The sequence below is a fragment of the Martinezella rhizogenes genome, from assembly GCF_007002745.1.
Classification (GTDB): Bacteria; Pseudomonadota; Alphaproteobacteria; order Rhizobiales; family Rhizobiaceae; genus Agrobacterium; species Agrobacterium cucumeris.
In genome coordinates, this window is the sequence record NZ_SGNY01000010.1 from 209,846 (window position 1) to 230,592 (window position 20,747).

The following is a 20,747-nucleotide window of genomic DNA, read 5'->3' on the forward strand; positions in this document are numbered from 1 at the left end:
CTTACTTGACTGCCCCGGCGGAAATGCCGGCGATGAAGTGACGCTGCAAAGCCACGAAAACCACGAGAATGGGTGCAGTGAGCAGCACCGCGCCGGCCATGATACCGCCCCATGACACTTTGGTGAGCCCGATGAGGGTGCCAAGCGCCACGGGGGCGGTCATCATTCCTGGGCGGGAATTGATGAGAAGCGGCCAGAGGTAATTGTTCCACGAGGCCAGGAAGAGAATGATCGACAGCGCCGCCATGGTGGGTCGCGCCAATGGCAGGGCGATACGCAGGAAGATCTGCCACTCTTTGACGCCTTCCACCCGTGCCGCGTCGAAAAGCTCGGTCGGCATCATCGAGAAGGATTGCCGCATGAACAGCACGCCGAGCGAGTTGAACAGCGGCGGCACGATCAGCGCCACCCAGGTGTTGGCGAGCTTGAATTCCCGCGCCACCATGATGAATTGCGGAATGACAACGACGGCAAAAGGCAAAGTGATGGTGCCGAGAATGATGGCGATCACCACCCCGCGTCCGGCAAAGCGGTAACGCGCCAGCGCCCAGCCGGCCATCGACGTCAGGAACACCGAAAGCACGGTGTAGATGACGGCGACGGTGATCGAGATGAACATGGCCCTGAGGAAATTGGTATCCGCCTGCAGATTGTTGAAATTCTCGACGAAATTGGTGGATGGCACCAGAACAATGTCCGGGCTGAAAATGCCGTAATCCGGCATGGTCGAGAACACGAACATCATCCAGAGCGGAAACAGCCAGATGATGGCAAGCGGTGTCAGCGCCGCATGCAGCGCGATCTTCTGCCAGAAAAGCGATCTCGATTTCGATCTCATTTCGGCTCCCTCCCGACCCAGAGATTAAGCAGCGAAATGGCGATGGCGAGCGCCGCCATGGTGTACGCAATGGCCGAGGCATAACCGAAATTGAGCGAGGTGAAGCCCTGGCGATAAAGGAACAGCCCCAGCGTCTCCGTGCCGCCGCCCGGCCCGCCCCTGTTGGTGATGAGGAAGGGTTCGGCAAACAGCTGCATTGTGCCGATGACCGACAGGACAACGCAGAACAGGATGATGGGTTTGAGGAGCGGCAGGGTGATATAAAAGAACTGCTGGCGCTTGCTCACCTTGTCCAGCGTCGCCGCTTCATAGACATCGCCGGGGATCGATTGCAACCCGGCGAGGATGATGATGGCGTTATACCCCGCCCAGCGCCATGTCACGGCAATGATGACCAGCGCCATGGCCGCATTGGCATTGTCGAACCACGAGATGGGCGAAAGGCCGACGGAGGTGATGAGCTTGTTGATGATGCCGAAGTCGGCGCTGAACATCAGCCGGAAGACAGCCGCATAGGCCACCTCGCCAACGACGACAGGCGCAAAAAAGGCAAAACGATAAAGCGGCCGCGCCTTCAGGAGCGGCGAATTCAACAGCACCGCCATGACGGTGGCGAGCGCGATCATCACGGGCACCTGAATGACCAGAATGATCAGCGTATTATAAAGCGCATTATAAAAGGCCGGATCGGAAACCAGCCGCCCCCAGTTCATGGAAGGCGCAAACCGCCACGGATTGATCCGCGTGTTCTGGAACGACAGCATGAACGAGCTGATGATCGGCCAGACCCAGAAGGTGGCGAAAATCAGGAGATAGGGCGCAAGGAACGCATAAGCGATCCTGTTCCTGGACGGCATGACGACCTCCATGTGCCGGACGATGGGCCGGATAAATGGAAAAGCTTGGAGGCCTGCCCCCGTTTGAGGGCGAGACCATTGCAAGGCGGTGCGGCGCGTTTCTTCTCCCCGAGGGGGAGAAGGTGGCCCGAAGGGTCGGATGAGGGGGCTGGCTCACCGGATATCGCTACCCTCGCCCCCTCATCCCGCTGCCGCGGACTTCTCCCCCTCGGGGAGAAGAAACTTGTGGCGCCCGCCCGGTCCTGGCCACCGGCTTACTGCGCGACGGGCAGCCCCGTCGCCGTTTCGATCTGCTTGGCCGCATCATCAAGCGCTGCTTTCGCATCGGGATACCCGCCGGCGAAATATTTCGTCTGCGTCGCCTTGTAGATCGCATCCGCATCCGACTGGAACGCCGTGCCGCGGCTCGGCACGATCTTCGGCAGGGTGGCCAGAATATCGGTCCACACCGCCTGCCCGCCCCAATAGGCCTGCTTTTCCTTGACGAAAGGATCGTCGATGGCGGACAGCAGTGAGGGAACGAGGCCGAAGGATTTCAGCATCGTCACCTGACCTTCATTGGTGGTGAGCGCGTAGTCGATATATTTCCAGGCGGCTTGCCTGTTCTTGGATGTCGAACTGATCGCCAGAGACGAGCCGCCGAGATTGGCCGCGTGCGGGCCATCCGCCGTCAGGCTCGGCATCAGATAGACGCCCCATTTGCCGGAGAGGTCAGGAGAACCGGAACGCACCGTGCCTTCATACCAGGCGCCATACATCTGGCTTGCGGCCTTGCCGGCCGTATTGGCCTGGATTTTCTCATCCCAGATCGCGGCCGTGATGATGCCCGCATCCTTCATTTCCTTGACCTTTTCAAGGGTCGCGACACAGGCGGGCTTGTTGATGGTGATATTCTGGCCATCGGTCGAAAAGTAACCGCATCCCTGCTCATTGGCGATCATGCGGAACCATTCGCTGTCGCCGTTGAAATCGGCCTGCGCCATGACGGTGCCGGGATTGGCGGCCATGACCTTCTTACCGGCGGCGATGAAATCATCCCAGCTTTTGATGGTGGCTGGGTCGACACCCGCCTTCTCATAGAAGTCGCGGCGGTAGAACACCGCCACTGGACCCGAGTCCCACGGAACGGCGTAGGCGGTGCCGTCAACCTCAAGCTCGGTACGTTTGAAATCCGGGAAAAGCGCCTGTTTCTCAGGCGTATAGCCAAGCTCGGTCAGATTGGCGAAACAATCGGGAAAACGGCTCCAGAACAGCTCCGCCTCGAAATTTTCAATGGTGACGATATCAGGAAGACCATCGCCCCCGGCTGCGCAGGCAGCCAGCGTCTTGTCAAAAACCTGATTGTTTCCAAGGTCTTCAACGACGATCTTGATATCCGGATTCTGCTTGTTGAAGCCCTCTACCGTGGATTTCAGCGCGGAAGCCGCGACGTTCCAGCTCCAGATAGTGACGGTTTCGGTTTGCGCGAAAGCCGGAGCTGCGAGAAGCAGCATGGCCGTAGACGCGCCAAGAAATTTCAAGCACATTGAAAACCTCCCTTTTTCAATTGCCGTTCTTCAGCGAACATGGGCACATTAGCGGCGGCAGGAAATCTGTCTCGTAAAAAGGGAACATCGATTTGGCGGAAAGTAAGATTGCTGAAAGAGCCTTCTACCAGCCGGGTGCAAGCAGCATCGAAGGCATGCCGACGACGCTGCAGCTTTTTCACAATCATCCGCCCATCATGCTTAGGCCTCACTGGCACGCGCAGGTGGAAGTGAATTACGTGATGTCGGGATCGGTGCATTATCGCATGGGCGATCACGACCTGACGCTCGATGCCGGCCAGATGTGCATCTTCTGGGGTGGCCAGCCGCACCAGATGGACCACTCCTCCGACGATTCCTTTTACGCCGGCGCGCATCTGCCGCTGGTGCACTTCTTCCGCATGCGGCTGCCCGCCACCGTCTCCAGCCTGCTGATGGGTGGTGCTACGATGGTGAGTGCTGAGACCGACCGGGCAGATGCGGAAAACTTCGGCCGCTGGTTTCGTTACGTCACTTCGGGCGAACAGGCGAAAGCCCAGCACGCGGTGGAGGAATTGCTGCTCAGGGTCGAGCGGATGTTCCTTGAACCCTACTCCGTCATATCATCCGCCGCAAATGGCAAACGCAGGGAGGATGACGAGGGCATGGCGCCCTCCATTGGCGTGGTGCGCATGTGCGACTTCATCGCCGCCAATTTTCTCGACGATATCGACGCGACGGAGATTGCCCGCGCCGCCTCGCTGCATCCGAAATATGCGATGAACCTGTTCCGCAAATCCACCGGCATGACGCTGATCAAATATCTGACCCTGCTGCGGCTTTCGCGCGCGCAGGCGATGCTGATGACCGGCAAGGACAATATCCTGCAGATCGCCATGGAAAGCGGCTTCGGCTCCGTCAGCGCCTTCAACAAGGCGTTCCGCCAAATCGCCGGCATGTCGCCTTCCGATTTCCGCCGCGACATGCGGGCGACTGCGGCTTAACCTTCGATCTCTTCGAAATCGGAAAAAGCAGCGCTGCGCTGCCGCGCCGCCTGCCGATAGGCCCTTGGTGAACTGCCCAGCATTCGCCGGAACATGGTGGTGAAAGCCGGGATGTTTTCATAACCGGCATCCAGCGCCACATTCGTCACCGCTTCGCCGGCTGCCAGCCTTGGCAGGGAGGCGAAGATACAGGCCTGCTGGCGCCAGGTGACGAAACTCAACCCCAGTTCCTTGCGGAACAGCCGCGTAAAAGAACGCCGGCTGATGCCCATGGCCGCCGCCCAGTCATCGATCTCCACCCGCGCCACCGGCTTTTTCAGGAAATCGCGGCACAGCGCCGCCAGACGCTGATTATCTGGAAAAGGCAGTCCGAGCGGCCTTTCCGGCAGGCGGTTGACCTCGTCCAATAACAGCGCCCGCACAAGGCCCTGCCGGTGAAAAGCCGTCGGCTGGTGTTCTTCACCCAGCAATTCCGAAATCAGGCTGGAGGCGAGATCGGTTATTTCCACCACGCGCGGTGCGCCCGCATGAAACAGGTCCGGATGGACGTAGATCGAATGCATCTCCACCGTCGAGATGGTTTCCGCCTCATGTTGCAGCCCGGCGGGAATGAGCAATCCATGACCGGGCGGTATCATCCAGCGACCATCCGCAGTGCTGACAAGCACGACGCCCTGACGGGCGCACCAGATCTGCACGCGGCTATGGCTGTGGGGCGGCGTCCGGTGCCCGGTGGGGTAAACGCGGCAAAGCGCCAGCACCGGCTCATTGGTACCGTCGATCAATTTCAGACTGCGTTCATGCTCGTCATGCGTCAGTCCTGAAGGCTGCCGCGATTTGATTTTTGCCATTTGGCCCACTCACAAAGAAAATCGTCCAGAACACAAATGCAGGCCAGAAACAATATGAATAAAAGCGGGAAGAAATAAAGACATGTTTCCCGTCTTCCGCCGGGAACCCGAGAGGACTTCATCATGGCCACTGTTACCAGCGCCGGCAACAGCTTCAATCCGCAACGCACGGCGTTTTCGATCATCGCAGCCGCCAGCTTCTGCCACATGCTGAACGACATCATGCAATCCCTGCTGACGTCGCTTTATCCGCTGCTGAAGGCGAATTACGCGCTCGATTTCATGCAGATCGGCCTGCTTACCTTCGCCTTTCAGGTCACCGCCTCGCTGCTGCAGCCGGTTGTCGGCATGGTGACAGACCGCTGGCCCATGCCGTTCTCCCTGCCCGTCGCCATGCTATCCACCTGCGCCGGCCTCATCACGCTTGCTTTTGCCCATAGTTTCGAGGTTCTGGTGATCGGCGCCTGCCTCATCGGCATCGGTTCGGCGATCTTCCATCCGGAAGCCTCCCGCGTTGCACGTCTCGCATCCGGCGGCCGTCATGGTCTGGCGCAATCCTTCTTCCAGGTGGGCGGCAATACCGGCACGGCCATCGGCCCGCTGCTCGCCGCCTTCATCGTCATCCCGCTCGGCCAGACGAGCCTCAGCTGGTTCTCGCTGATCGCGCTCGTCGGTTTTGGCGTGCTTTCCTGGGTTGGCGTCTGGTACACCCGCCATCGCCGTGCAACGGTCGGCAAGGCGCCGGCCAGCCGCACGCTTCCTCTTGCCCGTGGCACTGTCATGATGACGCTTCTGGTGCTGGTGGTTCTGACCGCCACCAAGAATGCCTATCTCGCCAGCCTGTCCAGCTACTTCACCTTCTACACCATCGACAAGTTCGGTCTTGGTGTTCAGGACGCGCAGGTTCTGCTGTTCCTCTTCCTCGGCGCTTCGGCACTGGGCGTGTTCTTCGGCGGCCCGATCGGCGACCGTTTCGGCTCACGCGTCGTCATCTGGTTCTCGATCCTCGGCGTCATTCCCTTCGCGCTGCTGCTGCCTTATGCGAACCTGTTCTGGACGGCCATTCTCGTCGTCGTCATCGGCTTCGTGTTCTCCTCCGCCTTCTCGGCCATCGTCGTGTTCGCGCAGGAACTGGTGCCGGGCCGCGTCGGCCTCATCGCCGGCATGTTCTTCGGTTTCGCCTTCGGTTTCGGCGGCATCGGCGCTGCGGTTCTGGGTGTTTATGCGGATAAGGAAGGCATCGAATTCGTCTACCGCATCTGCTCCTACATGCCGCTGCTCGGCCTGCTCACGGTGTTCCTGCCGAAACTGCCGAGCCACCGCTAAAAGCCTCGCGTTCAACGCTTTTCAACACGGCGGTCACCTGTGATACTCAGGTGACCGCCGTATTCCGTTGAGCAAAGCCCTACCCATGCAAATCCCGATAAAATCGATCCTCGTTTTCCACGCCGCGGCAAGGGCGGGCAGCATTTCCCGGGCGGCGGAGGAACTGAGCGTCACACCATCTGCTGTTTCCCAGCAGATCCAGTTGCTGGAAGGCCAGCTCGGCACGACCCTGATGGCGCGAACCGGCCGTAAGGTGACATTGACGGAAGCGGGCGAGCGCTATTTCTCGATGATCACCGCCCAGATCGAACAGATATCAGACGCCACCGACAGTATTCGCGGCTTCCGCTCTGTCACCACGCTGACGATCCGGGCGACGCCGACAATCTCCAACAAATGGCTGCTGCCGCGTCTCGGCTCGTTTCTGGAGGAACACCCGGAACTGGAAGTGCGCCTCGACGGCACCAACGAGCCGACCGATTTTTCGCAGGAACTCGTCGATATAGAGCTGCGCCATGGCGATGGCCGCTGGCCGGGCCTCTTCGTGGAAGGGCTGGTGGAGGAGGAATTCCTGCCGGTCTGTTCGCCAAATTATAAGGGCGCCGGTAAATTTCTGCCCGAGGAATTGCAGAACCAGCGGCTGATCCATTCGGTGAAGGCGCAGGCGCAATGGAACCACTGGTTCCCTCTGGCCGGCGTGACAGCCGAAAAGCGCTGGCGGCGGGTCCTGTTCGACCGCAGCCACATGGCCATCGATGCCGCCGTTCTCGGCATCGGCGTGGCGCTGGAAAGCACCTTGATGATGGAGCGGGAGCTGCAGGACAAGATGCTGGTGCCGGCCGTGACGGACGCGCCGCGCATCAAGCTCGTCACCCAATGGATCGTCTGCCCGCATTCCCATCTGCGGCAGAGAAAAGTCATGCTGTTTCTGGAGTGGATGCGAAAACAACGCGACGAGTGGCAAGCCCGCCGCGTTGTCTGATGGTTCAGGCAATCCGTTTGCGCGTCAATAAAGCCCCATCAGCCGGATTGGCCCGAGCGTCAGCACCGGGAACAGCACCAGCGCGAAGATGGCAAGCGTCAGCACCGTCATCGGCGCCAGCGAACCGCGAATGACATCCTCGATCTTCATATTCGCCACCTGTGCCGCCGCAAACAGGCAGACCCCCACCGGCGGCGTCACCAGCCCGAGTGTCAGCGTCATGACAGTCACGATCAGGAAATGGATCGGATCGATGCCCAGTGCCTCCACCGGCGGCATCAGAACGGGGATGAGGATGAACATCGCCGGGATCGCTTCCATGAAAATGCCGATGATCAGCAGGAAGACGAAGATGACGAGCATGCCGGTCATGGGGCCGAGGTTCATGGCCTGCAAAAGCTCGGCCACCTGTTCGGGCAAGCCATCGAAGGTGAAGACCCAGGCGGCAAGCTGCGAGGTGGCGGCGATGAACAGGATGGTGCCGGAAATGCGCGCCGTCGAGATCAATATTTCCGGCAACTCCCGCAGCGGCAGCGTGCGATAGACGATGACGCCAAGCACCGCGACATAAACCACCGCGATGGCAGCTGCTTCCGTTGGCGTGAACAGGCCGCTGGCAATGCCGATGATCAGGATCAGCGGTGTCAGCATCGGCAGGATTGCGCGCAGACCGGTGACGACCACCAGACGGAAATTGAACGGTGTCGGCGGATTGTAACCATAATGCACCGAATAGAAGTGGTTGAAGACCAGAAAGGCGAAGGCGATGAAGAGGCCGGGCACCAGACCGGCGATCAGCAGCGTGCCGATCGACACGTTGGCGATGGAGCCGGCAATCACGATCAGGATCGACGGCGGAATGATCGAGGAGAGCGTGGAGGTGCAGAGCGTCATGCCGACGGCATAACCCTTTGGAAATCCATGCCGCTCCATGGCCTTGATCTCGATGGCGCCGACCGAGGCGATATCGGCGACGGACGAGCCGGAGACACCGGAAAAAATCACCGAGGAGATGACGTTGACGTGGCCAAGCCCGCCGGGAAGCCAGCCGACCATGGCCTCGGCGAAATCAAAGATGCGCTCCGCCACCCGCCCCCGCTCCATGACCGTGCCGACCAGAATGAACAGCGGCACGGCGACAAGAAGAAAGGAGTTCATCGACGAGAACATCGTCTGCGACAGCAGGTCCATGGGCATGGAGGTGAAGAGCCACAGCGTGCCGACACTGGCGAGCGCCAGCGCAATGGCAAGCGGCACGCCAAGCATGCTGAGACCGAAAAAGGCGATGAGAAGAAAGACCGACATAGCTCAATGTCCTGCTGAAATGGAGATATCGGCATGGGCGATCTCGTCCGCCGGCAGGCCAAGCTCGGGAAGCGCGATGAGCTCCCGGCGGCTGCGCAGCGATTCGATGATGGCGAGCACGGCGATGATGGCTGAAACGGGCAAAACCATGCCGATGGCCCACATCGGGATCGGCAGGGTGGCGGCGGTCTCGTTCATCATGATCTGCTGGCGCACCAGGGTGAAACCCGTCCAGCCCATCATGCCGAAGAAGAACACCGATGAACCGACATAGATCGGCACCGCCAGCCGCCGGAAGAAGCGGTGGAACAGCACCAGAAACACCACGACACGGGCGCTTTCCACGGTGCGGAAACCGGCGGCAAGGCCAAGGAAGACCATCCAGATGAAAAGAAAGCGGGTCGCCTCCTCGGTCCAGGGAAGCGGACTGCCGATGAGGCGGCCGATGACCTGAAGAAGCACGACGATGAGAATGCCGGCGCAGGCTGCCCCCGCGGCTATATCGGCGATGAGTTTTACGATGGTGCCGAGCACCGAAGGTTTCGTATCGCGCATGACAATACCCTTCCACTGCTGAAACCGGATATCCGGTGAACCGAATGCCACCCTGCCTTTCCGGCAAAGCAACGCCTGCTGACGTTTGGGGATGGCCGGGCCTGCCAAAAGATGCAGGCCCGGCGTCCAAGTGCGGGAAACGTCAGTTCGTCTTCAGGAAAGCCTGCGTCTTGTCGAAGAACGCCTGATCTTTCACCAGCGCCGAGAACTTCGCCGAAAGCCCGGCCGCGACCTCTACGAAGGCCTTGCGCTCGTCGTCGGTCAGCGTGTTGACCTCCATGCCGTTCTTCTTCAGCGTCTCAAGCGACTTGTCGATATCGGCAGCGTCGTTCTGCGCTTTCCAAAGCTCGGTTTCAGTCGCCGCTTCCTTCAGTGCCGTCTTGAAGCCCTCGTCGAGACCTTCGAAGCGGGCCGGGTTCATGCCCAGCACCCAGGCGTCAGCAATGTGGTTGCTGATCGTCAGATATTTCTGCACTTCGTAAAGCTTGGCGCTGACAGGCACGTTAACCGGATTTTCCTGCCCATCGACAACTTTCAGCTGGAGCGCATTGTAAACTTCAGCGAAGGCCATCGGTGTCGGGGCAGCCCCCATGGCGCCGAAGAACTCGACCCAGAGCGGATTGTTCGGCACACGCAGCTTCATACCCTTGAGATCGCCCGGTGATTTGATCGGCGCCTTGGAATTGGTGATCTGGCGCAGCGGCCGCGACCAGAGATCGAGCCCGAGAATGCCTATCTTGCTCAGATCGGTGGAAAGCTCCTTGCCGAGATCGCTGTCGAGATAGACCCGGAGCTGGTCGATATCACGGAACTGGTAGGGAATGGCGATGGCCGTGAACTTGGGATTGAAGGTCGCGTAAAGCGAGGTCGAATTCAAAAGCATGTCCAGCGAACCGCCGGCCAGCTGCTTGACGCCCGCCGAAGGGTCGCCGCCATACAGCGTGCCGTTCGGGAATACCTTGATCTTGAGTTTGCCGTCGGTCTTTTTCGAGACGATCTCGGCAAACTTGTTGGCGGCGAGCGTGATTTCGGAATTGTCGGCATCCGGCGTCGAAAGTGTCAGCGTTTCGGCCTGCGCGATGGATGCGACCAGCATGGTGGCGGCGAGAGCCAGCCCGTAAAGTTTCGAAATTTTCATGTGTTCCTCCCTTGTTATCTATGAAGCACGTCCGGTTAAAACGGAATCTTTGGACGTGCTCTATCTCTTTGTTTTAGCGCATTATCCGGACGTAAAACCGCTACGCACTTTTACTGGAAATGCTCTGGACAGTTTCGAGCGTTCCTCCAAACGCATTCATGCGCTTAATCTCAAGGATCACACCGCTGTGATCAAGCTCACCCGCGCCATGCTCGACCATGGAGCGGAACAGCCGGTCAACCTCCTCGCCGACCGGTAATTTCAGGCCACGGCTTTCGGCGAAAGCCAGCGCCGTGGACGTATCCTTCACCTGGTATTTCGCCGGGCCGCCGGGGCGGAAATCGCCCTCCACCATGCGTTTTCCGTGCTGGCGGAAGACGGTGGACTCGGCAAAACCGCCCAGCAAAGCCTGGCGCACCTGCGCCGGATCGGCTCCCCCCGCTTCAACCAGCGTCAACGCTTCGGCAACAGCGCAGATTGTCGAGGCGACGATCAGCTGGTTGGCAAGCTTGGCCAGTGAGCCGCAACCCACCGGCCCGACATGGGTGACGCGGCCAAGGCAATTGAGGAGTGGCCGCAATGCATCCACATCCCGCTGTTCACCGCCGGCCATGATGGCGAGCGTTCCCTCGATCGCCCCTTTTTCACCACCGGAAACCGGTGCGTCGACATAAGCGACGCCATAAACCTTGGCCGCCTCAGCCTGTTCCCGTGCGCTGTCGACCGGAATGGAACTCATCACCAGCAGAATAGCACCGGGGTTCATGGTGGAAACGACACCCGAGGCACCGAACAGAACCTCGTTGCAGACCGGCCCGGAACTCAGCATGCAGATGACGACATCGGCTTCGGCCGCAGCTTCGGCAGCCGTGTCCGCCGGCTGCACGCCCTTTGCCGCCAGAACCGCAGCTTTTTCAGCGCTGCGGTTCCAGGCCTTGACGGAAAACCCGGCCTCCGCCAGACGCCCCGCCATCGGAGCGCCCATGATACCCGTTCCGATAACGGCGATCCGGCGAATGTCAGCCATCGTTTCCATCCTTCAGAGCCATTGCCGGTTCAGGAAACGCACCGGCAGTTCTTCTTCGATGAGGGCGGGAAATGCTTCCCGAAACCGGTCGAGATGGGGTGTCTTCAGATGGTCATCGAAAGCCTGCCTGTCGTCATAGACCTCGTAGAACACCACGTTGTTTCCGGTTTCCGGCCGCACCACATCGAATTGCTGGCAGCCCGGTTCATCCTGAACCGAGTGCCTGGCGTCATCGCGCGCCGCATCGAGAAAGGCGTCCATCGCGTCGGGCTTCACCCGGAATTCTGCGATCACCACGAAAGCTCCCTTCGACATGTCCTCTCTCCCGTCCATTACGCCGCGGCGTCCTTTTGCGGACGGAACTGGTTTTCCATGTCCTGGCGCAGCTTCACCACATCCAGATCATTGACCAGCTCCACATCGTCGAAGCTGACGATCTGGTCTTTCTTGATGGCGCGCTTCAGCTTGACATTATGGGCAAGGCCGATCGGCAGCGCCTTGATGTCAAGGCTGCGGGTGGCCGGAATGGCGTTTGCCCAGACCGCGTAACCGCCCTCGCCGTCGAGCATCTCGCCGGGTTGCATATCCTTCTTCGCGGTCGCCACCGCATCGCCGCGGAACTCCCTGGAGCAACCGGTAGCCTCATTGCGCAGCACGGCGGAGAGCACGCTGATCGAGGTTTCCAGCCCGATGATGTGGAAAGGACGCCACATGGAGGCGTACCAGCCGGAGGGATCGGTCAGCAGGCCATATTGCTTGAAGCAGGCACGGGCATATTCATTATGCGCCTTGAAGGTGACGAAAACGCCGTAGCGAATGTTGTTGAACACCTCGCGTCCGTCCGGCTCCTGGCTCGCAGCAATATCGACCAGACCGGAGCGCGACATACGTCCGCCATCGGCAGCGGGGCGGAAGACGCGGGCGAGATCGTGCAGGCCGGCGGGCGGGAAGGCCAGACCGTCATCCGGGCAATCCAGCCCCGTGCCGTTGGCGACGGCCGCCATTTCGATGGCCGCCTTGGTGCCGTCGGTGAAGGAATTGTACATTTTCGGATTGAAGTCGCCCTTGGCCACTTCCTCGTCCGTCCAGCCGAAATAACCCCAGACCGTGTCCGGCGTCGAATAACGGTAACGCGGCTCGAAATTCATGCCCTTGCCGGCGGAAACGACCTCAAAGCCGGTGGCGCGCGCCCAGTCGACCAGTTCGCAGATCAGCGCCGGCTGGTCGCCGTAAGCCATGGAGTAAATCAGGCCCTTCGCCCGCGCCTTCTCAGCAAGGATCGGCCCGACCATGACATCGGCTTCGACATTGACCATGACGACGTGCTTGTTGTGCTCGATGGCGCCCAGTGCATGGCGTGCACCGGCCAGCGGATGGCCGGTCGCTTCGATCACGCATTCGATCTCGCCGCAGGCGAAAAGCTCGTTCACATCGTCGGTCACATAGGTCTTGCCGCTCTTCAGCGCATCGGCGCAATTCGTCGCGTCGTAACGCTCCTTCGGCCAGCCGACGCGGTCAAACGATTCCCTTGCCTTGCCGACATTGAGGTCTGCGACGGCGACCATGTGGAAACCGGCGATGCGCTGCGCCTGCGCCAGCACCATGGAGCCGAACTTGCCGGCACCGATGAGACCAACCCGGACAGGTTTGCCGCCGGCTGCACGCGCTGACAGAAGAGAATAGAGATTCATGTTTTGACATCCTTCGCTGGGGAAATTGCTGGCGAGAATGTCCAGACTGCCCGGCGAAGGCCATGCGATACCGAGGCAGCGAAGGTTCACCCCTCGCGGCGCTGGCCACATGACGTTTCTGCGTTCCTCCCGGATCCCGGCACACACTTGCGCCGGCTCTCGCGGTCGCCTCCCAAAGCAACCTTGAGACCAGAGTAGGAGCGTTCGGATATTAGTTCTATTTAGAAAATCAGATTTTTCGTTTAGTTTATCTAACAAGCCATCAGGCCGATTTGCGCAGCATCAGATCGGCGCTGAGCAGGATACGTTCACGCATCCGCGTCGTGTCATCCGTCTCATCATCCAGCTTCTGCAGCAGAAGCTCGATCGACAGCCTGCCGATCTCGTTATAATTCTGCGCCACCGTGGTAATCGGCGGGCAGGCATAACGCGACAGCGGATGGTCGTCATGGCCGGCAACCCTGAGATCGTAGTCGGAGCCATGGCCAACCTTGATGCCCTTCTGGAAGGCGGCGGCGATGACGCCGAAGGCGATACGGTCATTGGCGCATAAAATGGTGCGGGATGGCAAATGCCCTGCCCCATCCAGCAGCCTGCTCGCCTCATCAAAGGCGAAACGTTCGAAATCCCAGGTGACGATGCCGGGAACATCGATGACATGCGGCTCGAAGCCCAGACGCTGCATCGCTTCCTCATAGGCCGTGCGGCGTGTCGCAGCGTTGGTATTGACCTGCGGCATATCGAAGAAACAGGGCGGTTCACCCGAACGGCAGAGATAATCCACCATCAGCCCGACACTCTGGCGGTTGTCCGTGCCGACAAAGGCCGAAGTCTCATCCAGCGGCGAATCGACATAAACGATCGGAATGCTGGCCGCGAGCTGCTCCAGCGTGGCGCGATGGGATTTGACGCCGAGCGGCGCGATGATCGCGCCCGCCACATTCATCGACTTGAAGGTGCGGATAGCCCGGTCCTCGATTTCCGCCTTGCCATCCGAAGACAGCACGAAGGCAAGGAACCCCGCCTCATTGGCGATGAGTTCGATGCGGCTCGTCAGCGCCATGTAGAACGGGTCGGTCGAGTTCGGAATGATGATGCCGATGATATTGGAACGGCGGCGGTTGAGGTTGACGGCGAATATATTCGGCCGGAAGCCCGATTTCTTCAGCGCATCCTCGATGGTGTCCCGCGTCTTCTTGCGGACCGAGGCCGGATCATTGAAGTATTTCGAAACAGTCGGGCGGGAAAGGCCGACGAATTCCGAAAATTCTTCCATCGTCCTGATAGATTTGGCCAAAGTGCTTGCCCCCATGAAATATTACATGTGGTACTCTATATCGACCGGCCTTCGCACGAAAAGCCGGTCGAATGGTTATCAACGGCCAAACGATTATTCGGCCGTAAACTGCACTTTCATCGTCGCCGGATCGGACGGTTTTTTTGTAAAGAATGGCAGCATTTCCGAAAGCGGCAACCGGTGCGACACCAGCCGCGCCATGACATCGCCATCCGTCTCCAGAATGGCAAGCGCCTGCGGTATGTTGCGGTTCAGCGAATGGGAGCCGACAAGCTTCAGCTGACGCCGGAAGATTTCGAAAGGCGCCACCGAAATGCGGGCATCCGGCGCACAGACGCCGAAAAACAGCGCGGTGCCGCCATCCGCAACCAGCGGGATCATCGCTTCGGCAACGGCGGCAATACCCGTCGCATCGGCCACAAAATCGAAAGACTTCTGTTGCCGCACGAGCGCTTCCGAGCCCGACACCGCCACCTTGAGCCCAAGACTTTCGGCAAAGGCCAGCCGGCTTTCATTGATATCGGCCATCGTTACTGTCTGAATGCCGCGGGCTTTCAGCGACAGGGCAAGCAGCAGGCCGATGGGACCGGCGCCAAACACCAGCGCACTCTCCGGCACCACACCAGTCTCACCAATGCCAGCGCTTTGCATGCCATTGACGACGCAGGCGAGCGGTTCGGCAAGTGCCGCGACATGGTAGGGCATCGAACCGATGCCGTGCAGGTGATCCGCACGCACCACGCTGAATTCGGCAAAGCCGCCATTGTGGGAAACGCCATAGGCCTTCAGCGTGCTGCAAAGGTTGGTCAGCCCCTTCCTGCAGCTGGCGCAGGTGCCACATGGCAAATTGGGATCGACGGCCACACGGTCACCGGCCCTGAAGCCTGTCACATCGGAAGCCACGGCCGCAACTTCACCGGCATATTCATGGCCGGGGATGACGGGAAACGCACCGTCACCATAACGCGCATGCAGCACGTCTATATCGGTGTGGCAAAGCCCCGAAGCCTTGACCCGCACGAGCGCGTGACCCGGCGGCAGATCGGCGACAGGGAGTTCCGCCAGCACGGCGCGTCCCTTCTCGACGAATTGAATGGCATGCATGGTCATCTCCGGCTTTTCAGCTCATCCAGTTGCCGCCGTCGACATTGTATGTCTGGGCGAGAATATAATCGCTGTCGGCGGAGGCGAGGAACACCGCCAGCCCCTTGATATCGTCAGGCGTGGCGAAACGGCCGATCGGCACGGATTTGGCCACCGCCGCCTTCTTCTCGCCGGGCTTCAAGCCTTCCCATTTGGCGAAATGCGCATCGACCACTTCCCAATGCTCGCCATCCACGACACCCGGCGCAATGGCGTTGACATTGATGCCATGTTTGACCAGCGCCAGCGCCGCCGACTGCGTGGCGGAAATGATCGCCGCCTTGGAGGCGCAATAAAGCGTGACCAGCGCCTCGCCGCGCCGTCCGGCCTGGCTGGCCATATTGATGATCTTGCCGCCGCGCGCGCGCTCGATCATGACATTGGAGACAGCCTTCATCATGAACAGCGGTCCCTTGAGATTGATGTCGAACACCCGCTCATAGCTCTCTTCGGTAATGCCGTTGATCGGCGCCATATCGAAGATCGCGGCATTGTTGACGAGAATATCGATGCCGCCGAACTCCTCATCCACCGCCTTCACCACCGCATCGATCTCTGAAAGATCGGTCACATCCAGCTTCACGGCCTTGGCGGCGGGGCCGATGGCGGCGGCAGAGGCGGTCGCGCGGGCGATATCGATATCGGCAATAATCACCTTCGCGCCTTCATCGGCAAAAGCCTGCGCAAAACCAAGGCCGATACCGCGGGCAGCGCCGGTGATCAGCGCAACCTTGTTGTTCAATCTCATGTCGATCTCCGTGATGCATGGCGGGTCAATTGGCCATGCTCGTTTGTTGTTCGATGCTTTTCCTCACTCCCCTCATTCCTGTGCTTGTCACAGGAATCCAGCCGACGCGGCTCTCACGCGGCGAGAAAGTCCTTCCAGCCCAAAGACTTGGGCTGACTGGATTCCTGTGACAGGCACAGGAATGAGGGAAGAATTGGCCCTCGATCCCCACCCATGCCGCCCGCCACCAGAAGGCGAACGGGCGGCACGCCGGGAGGACGCGGCTACTTGATGTAGCCCGCGCGGGTCATGTCACGTTCGACCTGTTTCTGCGCGCCTTCGAGCGCCGCATCAACGGTCTGCTGGCCGGAAAGGGCTGCCGCGATCTGCTGGCCGACAACCGTACCGATGGACTGGAATTCCGGTATGGCGACGAACTGCACACCGGTATAGGGCACCGGATCCTTGGTCGGCTTGGACGGATCGGCAGACATGATCGCCTTCAGCACCGTATCCGCGAAAGGCGCAGCCTTCTTGTATTCCGGCAGCTCATAGGTGGATTTGCGCGTACCCGGCGGCACGGCCACCCAGCCCTCGCTTTCACCAACCGTCTTCACATAGGACTTCGAAGTCGCCCATTTGACGAAGGACTTGGCGGTTTCAAGCTTCTTCGTGCTGTTTGGAATTGCAAGGTTCCAGGACCACGACCAGCTCGAACCGTTCGGCGTTACCTCGACCGGAGCACGCGTAAACGCGGTCTTGTCGGCAACCTGGCTCTGCTTGGGGTCATAAACGCGGCCCGCCGCCGAGGTGGCGTCGATCCACATGGCGCAGCGGCCGGAGGAAAACAGCGTCTGGTTTTCATTGAAGCCGTTGGCGGCCGCACCGGGCGGGCCGTAGGAGGTCATCAGCGCCACATAATCCGCAATCGCCTTTTTCCACGGCTCGCTCGTCAGCTGCGGTTTCCAGTCCATGTCGAACCAGCGGCCGCCATAGGTATTGATCATGGTGCCGAGGAAGGCCATGTTTTCGCCCCAGCCCGGCTTGCCGCGCAGGCATATGCCATATTGCTGTTTCGACTTGTCGGTCAGCTTGGCGGCAAAATCCTTGATCTGGTCGTAGGTCGGATTGTCAGGCATTTTCAGGCCTGCGGCGTCGAACAGATCCTTGCGGTAAAGCGTGAACGAGCTTTCGGTGTAGAACGGCACGGCGTAAAGTTTGCCGTCCACCGTCAGGCCCTTTTTGATCGGGTCGAGCAGATCGGCGTAATCGTAATCGTCGCCGAGATCGTCGACCGGCGCCAGCCAGCCCTGCTTGCCCCAGATCGGCGCTTCGTAACCACCAATGGTCATGATGTCGAACTGCCCGCCATTGGTGGCGATGTCGGTGGTGACGCGTTCGCGCAGAACATTCTCTTCCAGCACGATCCAGTTGATCTTGTTGCCTGTTTCCTTCTCCCAGGCGCTGGAAAGCTTCTGCATGATGATCATGTCGCCATTGTTGACGGTGGCGATGTTGATCTCTTCCGCCTGCGCCAGCCCGGCCAGAAGCCCGGCTCCAACTACAGACGACGACAGAATTCCAATGAATTTGTTCATGATACCCGCTCCTCCTTTACGGATGTCCACGCATAACAATACATGCGTAAATTTTTTATCTCGCGAAATTGCGTCCATTGTCAACATCCAAAAATAAATCATCGCGCAACCGAACCGCCCGAAACCCGCATAAATCCTTGTTTATACCAGTATATTCGCTTCATAATTTATTATTTCGAGCATTTCCCTTGCTGCATTGCAGCAGATATTTCATCCATTAATATCTTGACGCGCGTAAACTTTAACTGATATCCGAGAAAATAACAGACCGGAAATGCACCTGCCCGGCAGGACGGCAGCACATGCTTATGGAGGAGACGATGAGGCAGGCATCTACACTGGCGCCGCAGACCCAGGGCCCGACCATCACGGCCGGCGAAATCCTCGTGGAGATCATGGCGACGACGGTGGGAAACGGCTTTCTCGAGCCGCAAACGCTGATCGGCCCTTTCCCGAGCGGCGCACCGGCCATCTTCATCGATCAGGTGGCGCGGTGCGGCGGAACCGCCGGCATCATTGCCGCAGTCGGTGACGACGATTTCGGCCGCCTCAATGTCGAAAGGCTGCGCCGCGACGGCGTCGATGTCTCGGCCATCGCCACTATTCCAGATCGCCCGACCGGCAGCGCCTTCGTGCGCTACCGTGAGAACGGCGCGCGCGACTTCGTTTTCAACATCGCCCATTCCGCGGCCAGCGAAACGCAGATGACCGATGAGGCGCAGGCGCTCATCGAAAAAGCCGGCCATGTGCACGTCATGGGATCGGCCTTCGCGATTGCCGGCATTGGCGACATCATTCTGGCAGCGATCAGACATGTCAGGGCACGTGGCGGTTCGGTGTCTTTCGATCCGAACATCCGCAAGGAACTGGCGCAGGGTGACGAAGGCCGCAGGCTGATCGACGATCTGCTTGCCGTCACCGATCTCCTGCTGCCGTCAGGCGAAGAACTTCAGGCCGCCTCCGGTCTGGACGATGAGGATGCGGCAATCGAAAAGCTGCTCGCCTCCGGTGTCGGCGAAATCGTGCTGAAACGCGGCGCGAAGGGCGCAAGCCATTTCAGCCGCGCCCATGGGCGCATCGACGCCCCCGGCCTGAAGGTGGCGGAAATCGACCCGACCGGTGCCGGCGACTGTTTCGGCGCAACCTACCTCACCTGCCGCCGCCTCGGCATGCACCCGGCAAAAGCGCTCGCTTACGCCAATGCATCGGGTGCCCACAACGTCATCAGGCGCGGCCCGATGGAGGGCGCTGCCAGCCTTGCCGAACTCGATGCCTTCATGGCCGCGCAATTGTCGGAGGAAGTCCTATGACCGCCATTCTGGAAAATCTCGCCGCCGCCCGCCGCGCCGGCAAACCCGCGGGCATCACGTCCGTCTGTTCGGCCCACCCCGTCGTCCTGCGCGCCGCGATCCGCCGCGCCGCCGCCAGCAAGACAGCCGTGCTGATCGAGGCGACCTGCAATCAGGTCAACCATCTCGGCGGTTATACCGGCATGACGCCGCGTGATTTCGTTGCCTTCGTCAACAGCATCGCGGCGGAAGAAGGACTGCCCGGCGAACTCCTGATTTTCGGCGGCGATCATCTCGGACCCAACCCCTGGCGCAGGGAGAAGGCCGAAGAGGCGCTGATAAAAGCCGCCGCCATGGTCGAGGCCTATGTGGCATCGGGCTTTCGCAAGATTCACCTTGATGCATCGATGGGCTGCGCCGGTGAGCCGGCAGCGCTGGATGACGTCACCATCGCCAACCGCGCCGCCAAACTTGCGGCCGTTGCCGAAAAGGCGGCCACCGATGCCGGCCTGCCCAAACCGCTTTATATTCTCGGCACCGAAGTGCCGGTGCCTGGCGGTGCCGACCATGTGCTCGACACGGTTGCGCCAACGCAGCCGCAGGCGGCGCGCAACACCATCGACCTTCACCGCGAGATATTCGCGCAGCACGGTCTTTCGCAAGCCTTCGAACGGGTCATCGCTTTCGTCGTGCAGCCCGGCGTGGAATTCGGCAGCGACAATGTCGTCGCTTATGATCCGCAGGCCGCGGAGGCGCTGAGCGCCGTTCTGGACGGCGAACCGCAGCTGGTGTTTGAGGCCCATTCCACCGATTACCAGACCGAACCTGCCCTTGCCGCACTGGTGCGCGACGGATATCCGATCCTCAAGGTGGGTCCGGGCCTCACCTTCGCTTACCGGGAAGCGCTTTATGCGCTTGATATGATCGCATCCGAAATGGTCGGCACCTATGGCGACCGGCCGCTGGCGCGGACCATGGAAAAACTGATGTTGAGCGCGCCGGGCGACTGGCAGGGCCATTACCATGGCGACGACATCACGCTGCGATTGCAGCGCCACTATAGTTACAGCGACCGCATCCGTTATTACTGGACGCGGCCGGAAGCGTTGCAGGCCGTTTCCGCCTTGCATGAGGCGCTGGATGGGAAGACAATTCCCGAAACCCTGCTGCGCCAGTATCTCGGCGAATTACCGCTCGCCACAGTTGCGGGCGAAGACGCGGAAGAGATTTTGATCGCGGCTGTGGATCAGGTTCTGGCGACCTATCACGCGGCGACGGGCGAAGGCCGCCACTGACGGCAATCATAAATCCGGATGCCCCTGCGGCAGAGGCCGCCGGAGCGAAATGGGGGAAGTGCGAGCGGTTTTCATTTGGAATCCCGCTCAAACTCATAACTGTATCCGTGAGGGAGGACGACTAATGGCAACTCGAAACACGAGCGGTCTGGCGCGGGTGATGCTTGCGCCATCGGTGCTGTTATTGCTGGTGTGGATGATCGTGCCTCTGGCGATGACGCTGTGGTTCTCGTTCCAGAACTACAATCTCCTCAACCCGGCCAATGTCAGCTTTGCGGGTCTCTTCAATTACCAGTATTTCTACACCGACCCGGCCTTC

19 protein-coding genes and 1 pseudogene are annotated in these 20,747 nt (G+C 60.0%); 6 read left to right on the forward strand and 14 right to left on the reverse strand.

Annotated features, from left to right (window positions below; all coding sequences use genetic code 11):
- Position 1: 1 nt before the first annotated feature.
- From EXN68_RS23750 to EXN68_RS23760, 3 genes are all read right to left on the reverse strand, one after another.
- Positions 2 to 838 (reverse strand): carbohydrate ABC transporter permease, encoded by an 837-nt coding sequence (locus EXN68_RS23750; protein WP_046800394.1) that lies wholly within the window; start codon positions 836 to 838, stop codon positions 2 to 4.
- Positions 835 to 1,695 (reverse strand): carbohydrate ABC transporter permease, encoded by an 861-nt coding sequence (locus EXN68_RS23755; protein ID WP_003523586.1) that lies wholly within the window; start codon positions 1,693 to 1,695, stop codon positions 835 to 837. The genes EXN68_RS23750 and EXN68_RS23755 overlap by 4 nt, the downstream gene beginning before the upstream one ends.
- Before the next feature lie 254 nt (positions 1,696 to 1,949).
- The gene (locus tag EXN68_RS23760; RefSeq protein ID WP_142843228.1) at positions 1,950 to 3,221 is read right to left on the reverse strand and encodes an ABC transporter substrate-binding protein; all 1,272 of its coding nucleotides are present in this window, start codon (positions 3,219 to 3,221) and stop codon (positions 1,950 to 1,952) included.
- Positions 3,222 to 3,313: 92 nt separating this feature from the next.
- On the opposite strand from EXN68_RS23760, the gene EXN68_RS23765 reads away from it, so the two are divergent.
- Complete coding sequence (locus EXN68_RS23765) at positions 3,314 to 4,204, forward strand: helix-turn-helix domain-containing protein (RefSeq protein ID WP_080820769.1); 891 nt, start codon at positions 3,314 to 3,316, stop codon at positions 4,202 to 4,204.
- Here EXN68_RS23765 and EXN68_RS23770 read toward each other — a convergent pair.
- Positions 4,201 to 5,055: an AraC family transcriptional regulator gene (locus EXN68_RS23770; RefSeq protein ID WP_080837053.1), complete on the reverse strand. Its 855-nt coding sequence runs from the start codon at positions 5,053 to 5,055 to the stop codon at positions 4,201 to 4,203. The genes EXN68_RS23765 and EXN68_RS23770 overlap by 4 nt on opposite strands.
- Before the next feature lie 123 nt (positions 5,056 to 5,178).
- Between EXN68_RS23770 and EXN68_RS23775 the strand changes: the two genes are divergently transcribed.
- Positions 5,179 to 6,381 carry an MFS transporter gene (locus EXN68_RS23775; protein WP_003522697.1) on the forward strand — a complete coding sequence of 401 codons (1,203 nt, stop codon included), beginning with the start codon at positions 5,179 to 5,181 and terminating at the stop codon, positions 6,379 to 6,381.
- A gap of 85 nt (positions 6,382 to 6,466) precedes the next feature.
- Positions 6,467 to 7,363, forward strand: coding sequence for a LysR substrate-binding domain-containing protein (locus tag EXN68_RS23780; RefSeq protein WP_065656179.1), 897 nt, complete (start codon positions 6,467 to 6,469; stop codon positions 7,361 to 7,363).
- 24 nt (positions 7,364 to 7,387) lie between these two features.
- On the opposite strand, the gene EXN68_RS23785 is transcribed toward EXN68_RS23780, so the two are convergent.
- From EXN68_RS23785 to EXN68_RS23835, 10 genes are all read right to left on the reverse strand, one after another.
- Entirely contained in the window at positions 7,388 to 8,668 is a 1,281-nt protein-coding gene (locus EXN68_RS23785) for a TRAP transporter large permease (protein WP_142843229.1), read from the reverse strand.
- Positions 8,669 to 8,671: 3 nt separating this feature from the next.
- Positions 8,672 to 9,223 carry a TRAP transporter small permease gene (locus tag EXN68_RS23790; RefSeq protein ID WP_003522700.1) on the reverse strand — a complete coding sequence of 184 codons (552 nt, stop codon included), beginning with the start codon at positions 9,221 to 9,223 and terminating at the stop codon, positions 8,672 to 8,674.
- A gap of 142 nt (positions 9,224 to 9,365) precedes the next feature.
- Positions 9,366 to 10,361, reverse strand: a complete 996-nt coding sequence (locus EXN68_RS23795; RefSeq protein ID WP_142843230.1) for a DctP family TRAP transporter solute-binding subunit — start codon at positions 10,359 to 10,361, stop codon at positions 9,366 to 9,368.
- A 100-nt stretch (positions 10,362 to 10,461) separates the two neighbouring features.
- Positions 10,462 to 11,388, reverse strand: coding sequence for an NAD(P)-dependent oxidoreductase (locus EXN68_RS23800; RefSeq protein WP_142843231.1), 927 nt, complete (start codon positions 11,386 to 11,388; stop codon positions 10,462 to 10,464).
- Positions 11,389 to 11,400: 12 nt separating this feature from the next.
- Positions 11,401 to 11,703, reverse strand: coding sequence for a putative quinol monooxygenase (locus EXN68_RS23805; RefSeq protein WP_080820760.1), 303 nt, complete (start codon positions 11,701 to 11,703; stop codon positions 11,401 to 11,403).
- Positions 11,704 to 11,720: 17 nt separating this feature from the next.
- Positions 11,721 to 13,079, reverse strand: coding sequence for an NAD(P)H-dependent oxidoreductase (locus EXN68_RS23810; protein ID WP_161991469.1), 1,359 nt, complete (start codon positions 13,077 to 13,079; stop codon positions 11,721 to 11,723).
- Positions 13,080 to 13,341: 262 nt separating this feature from the next.
- Complete coding sequence (locus tag EXN68_RS23815) at positions 13,342 to 14,355, reverse strand: LacI family DNA-binding transcriptional regulator (RefSeq protein ID WP_048902871.1); 1,014 nt, start codon at positions 14,353 to 14,355, stop codon at positions 13,342 to 13,344.
- Positions 14,356 to 14,469: 114 nt separating this feature from the next.
- On the reverse strand, positions 14,470 to 15,480 hold the full coding sequence (locus EXN68_RS23820) for a D-altritol 5-dehydrogenase (RefSeq protein ID WP_142843233.1): 1,011 nt from the start codon (positions 15,478 to 15,480) through the stop codon (positions 14,470 to 14,472).
- 16 nt (positions 15,481 to 15,496) lie between these two features.
- Complete coding sequence (locus EXN68_RS23825) at positions 15,497 to 16,267, reverse strand: galactitol 2-dehydrogenase (RefSeq protein ID WP_142843234.1); 771 nt, start codon at positions 16,265 to 16,267, stop codon at positions 15,497 to 15,499.
- A gap of 263 nt (positions 16,268 to 16,530) precedes the next feature.
- Positions 16,531 to 17,844 carry an ABC transporter substrate-binding protein gene (locus EXN68_RS23835; protein ID WP_161991470.1) on the reverse strand — a complete coding sequence of 438 codons (1,314 nt, stop codon included), beginning with the start codon at positions 17,842 to 17,844 and terminating at the stop codon, positions 16,531 to 16,533.
- 302 nt (positions 17,845 to 18,146) lie between these two features.
- Here EXN68_RS23835 and EXN68_RS23845 point away from each other — a divergent pair, with 302 nt between their 5' ends.
- The 3 genes and pseudogenes from EXN68_RS23845 to EXN68_RS23855 form a co-directional block, all read left to right on the forward strand.
- Positions 18,147 to 19,154 (forward strand): tagatose kinase, encoded by a 1,008-nt coding sequence (locus EXN68_RS23845; RefSeq protein WP_161991471.1) that lies wholly within the window; start codon positions 18,147 to 18,149, stop codon positions 19,152 to 19,154.
- Positions 19,151 to 20,428, forward strand: coding sequence for a D-tagatose-bisphosphate aldolase, class II, non-catalytic subunit (locus EXN68_RS23850; RefSeq protein ID WP_142843236.1), 1,278 nt, complete (start codon positions 19,151 to 19,153; stop codon positions 20,426 to 20,428). Before EXN68_RS23845 ends, EXN68_RS23850 begins: the two co-directional genes overlap by 4 nt.
- A 124-nt stretch (positions 20,429 to 20,552) precedes the next feature.
- Positions 20,553 to 20,747: pseudogene (locus tag EXN68_RS23855) on the forward strand (sugar ABC transporter permease); the annotation flags it as partial.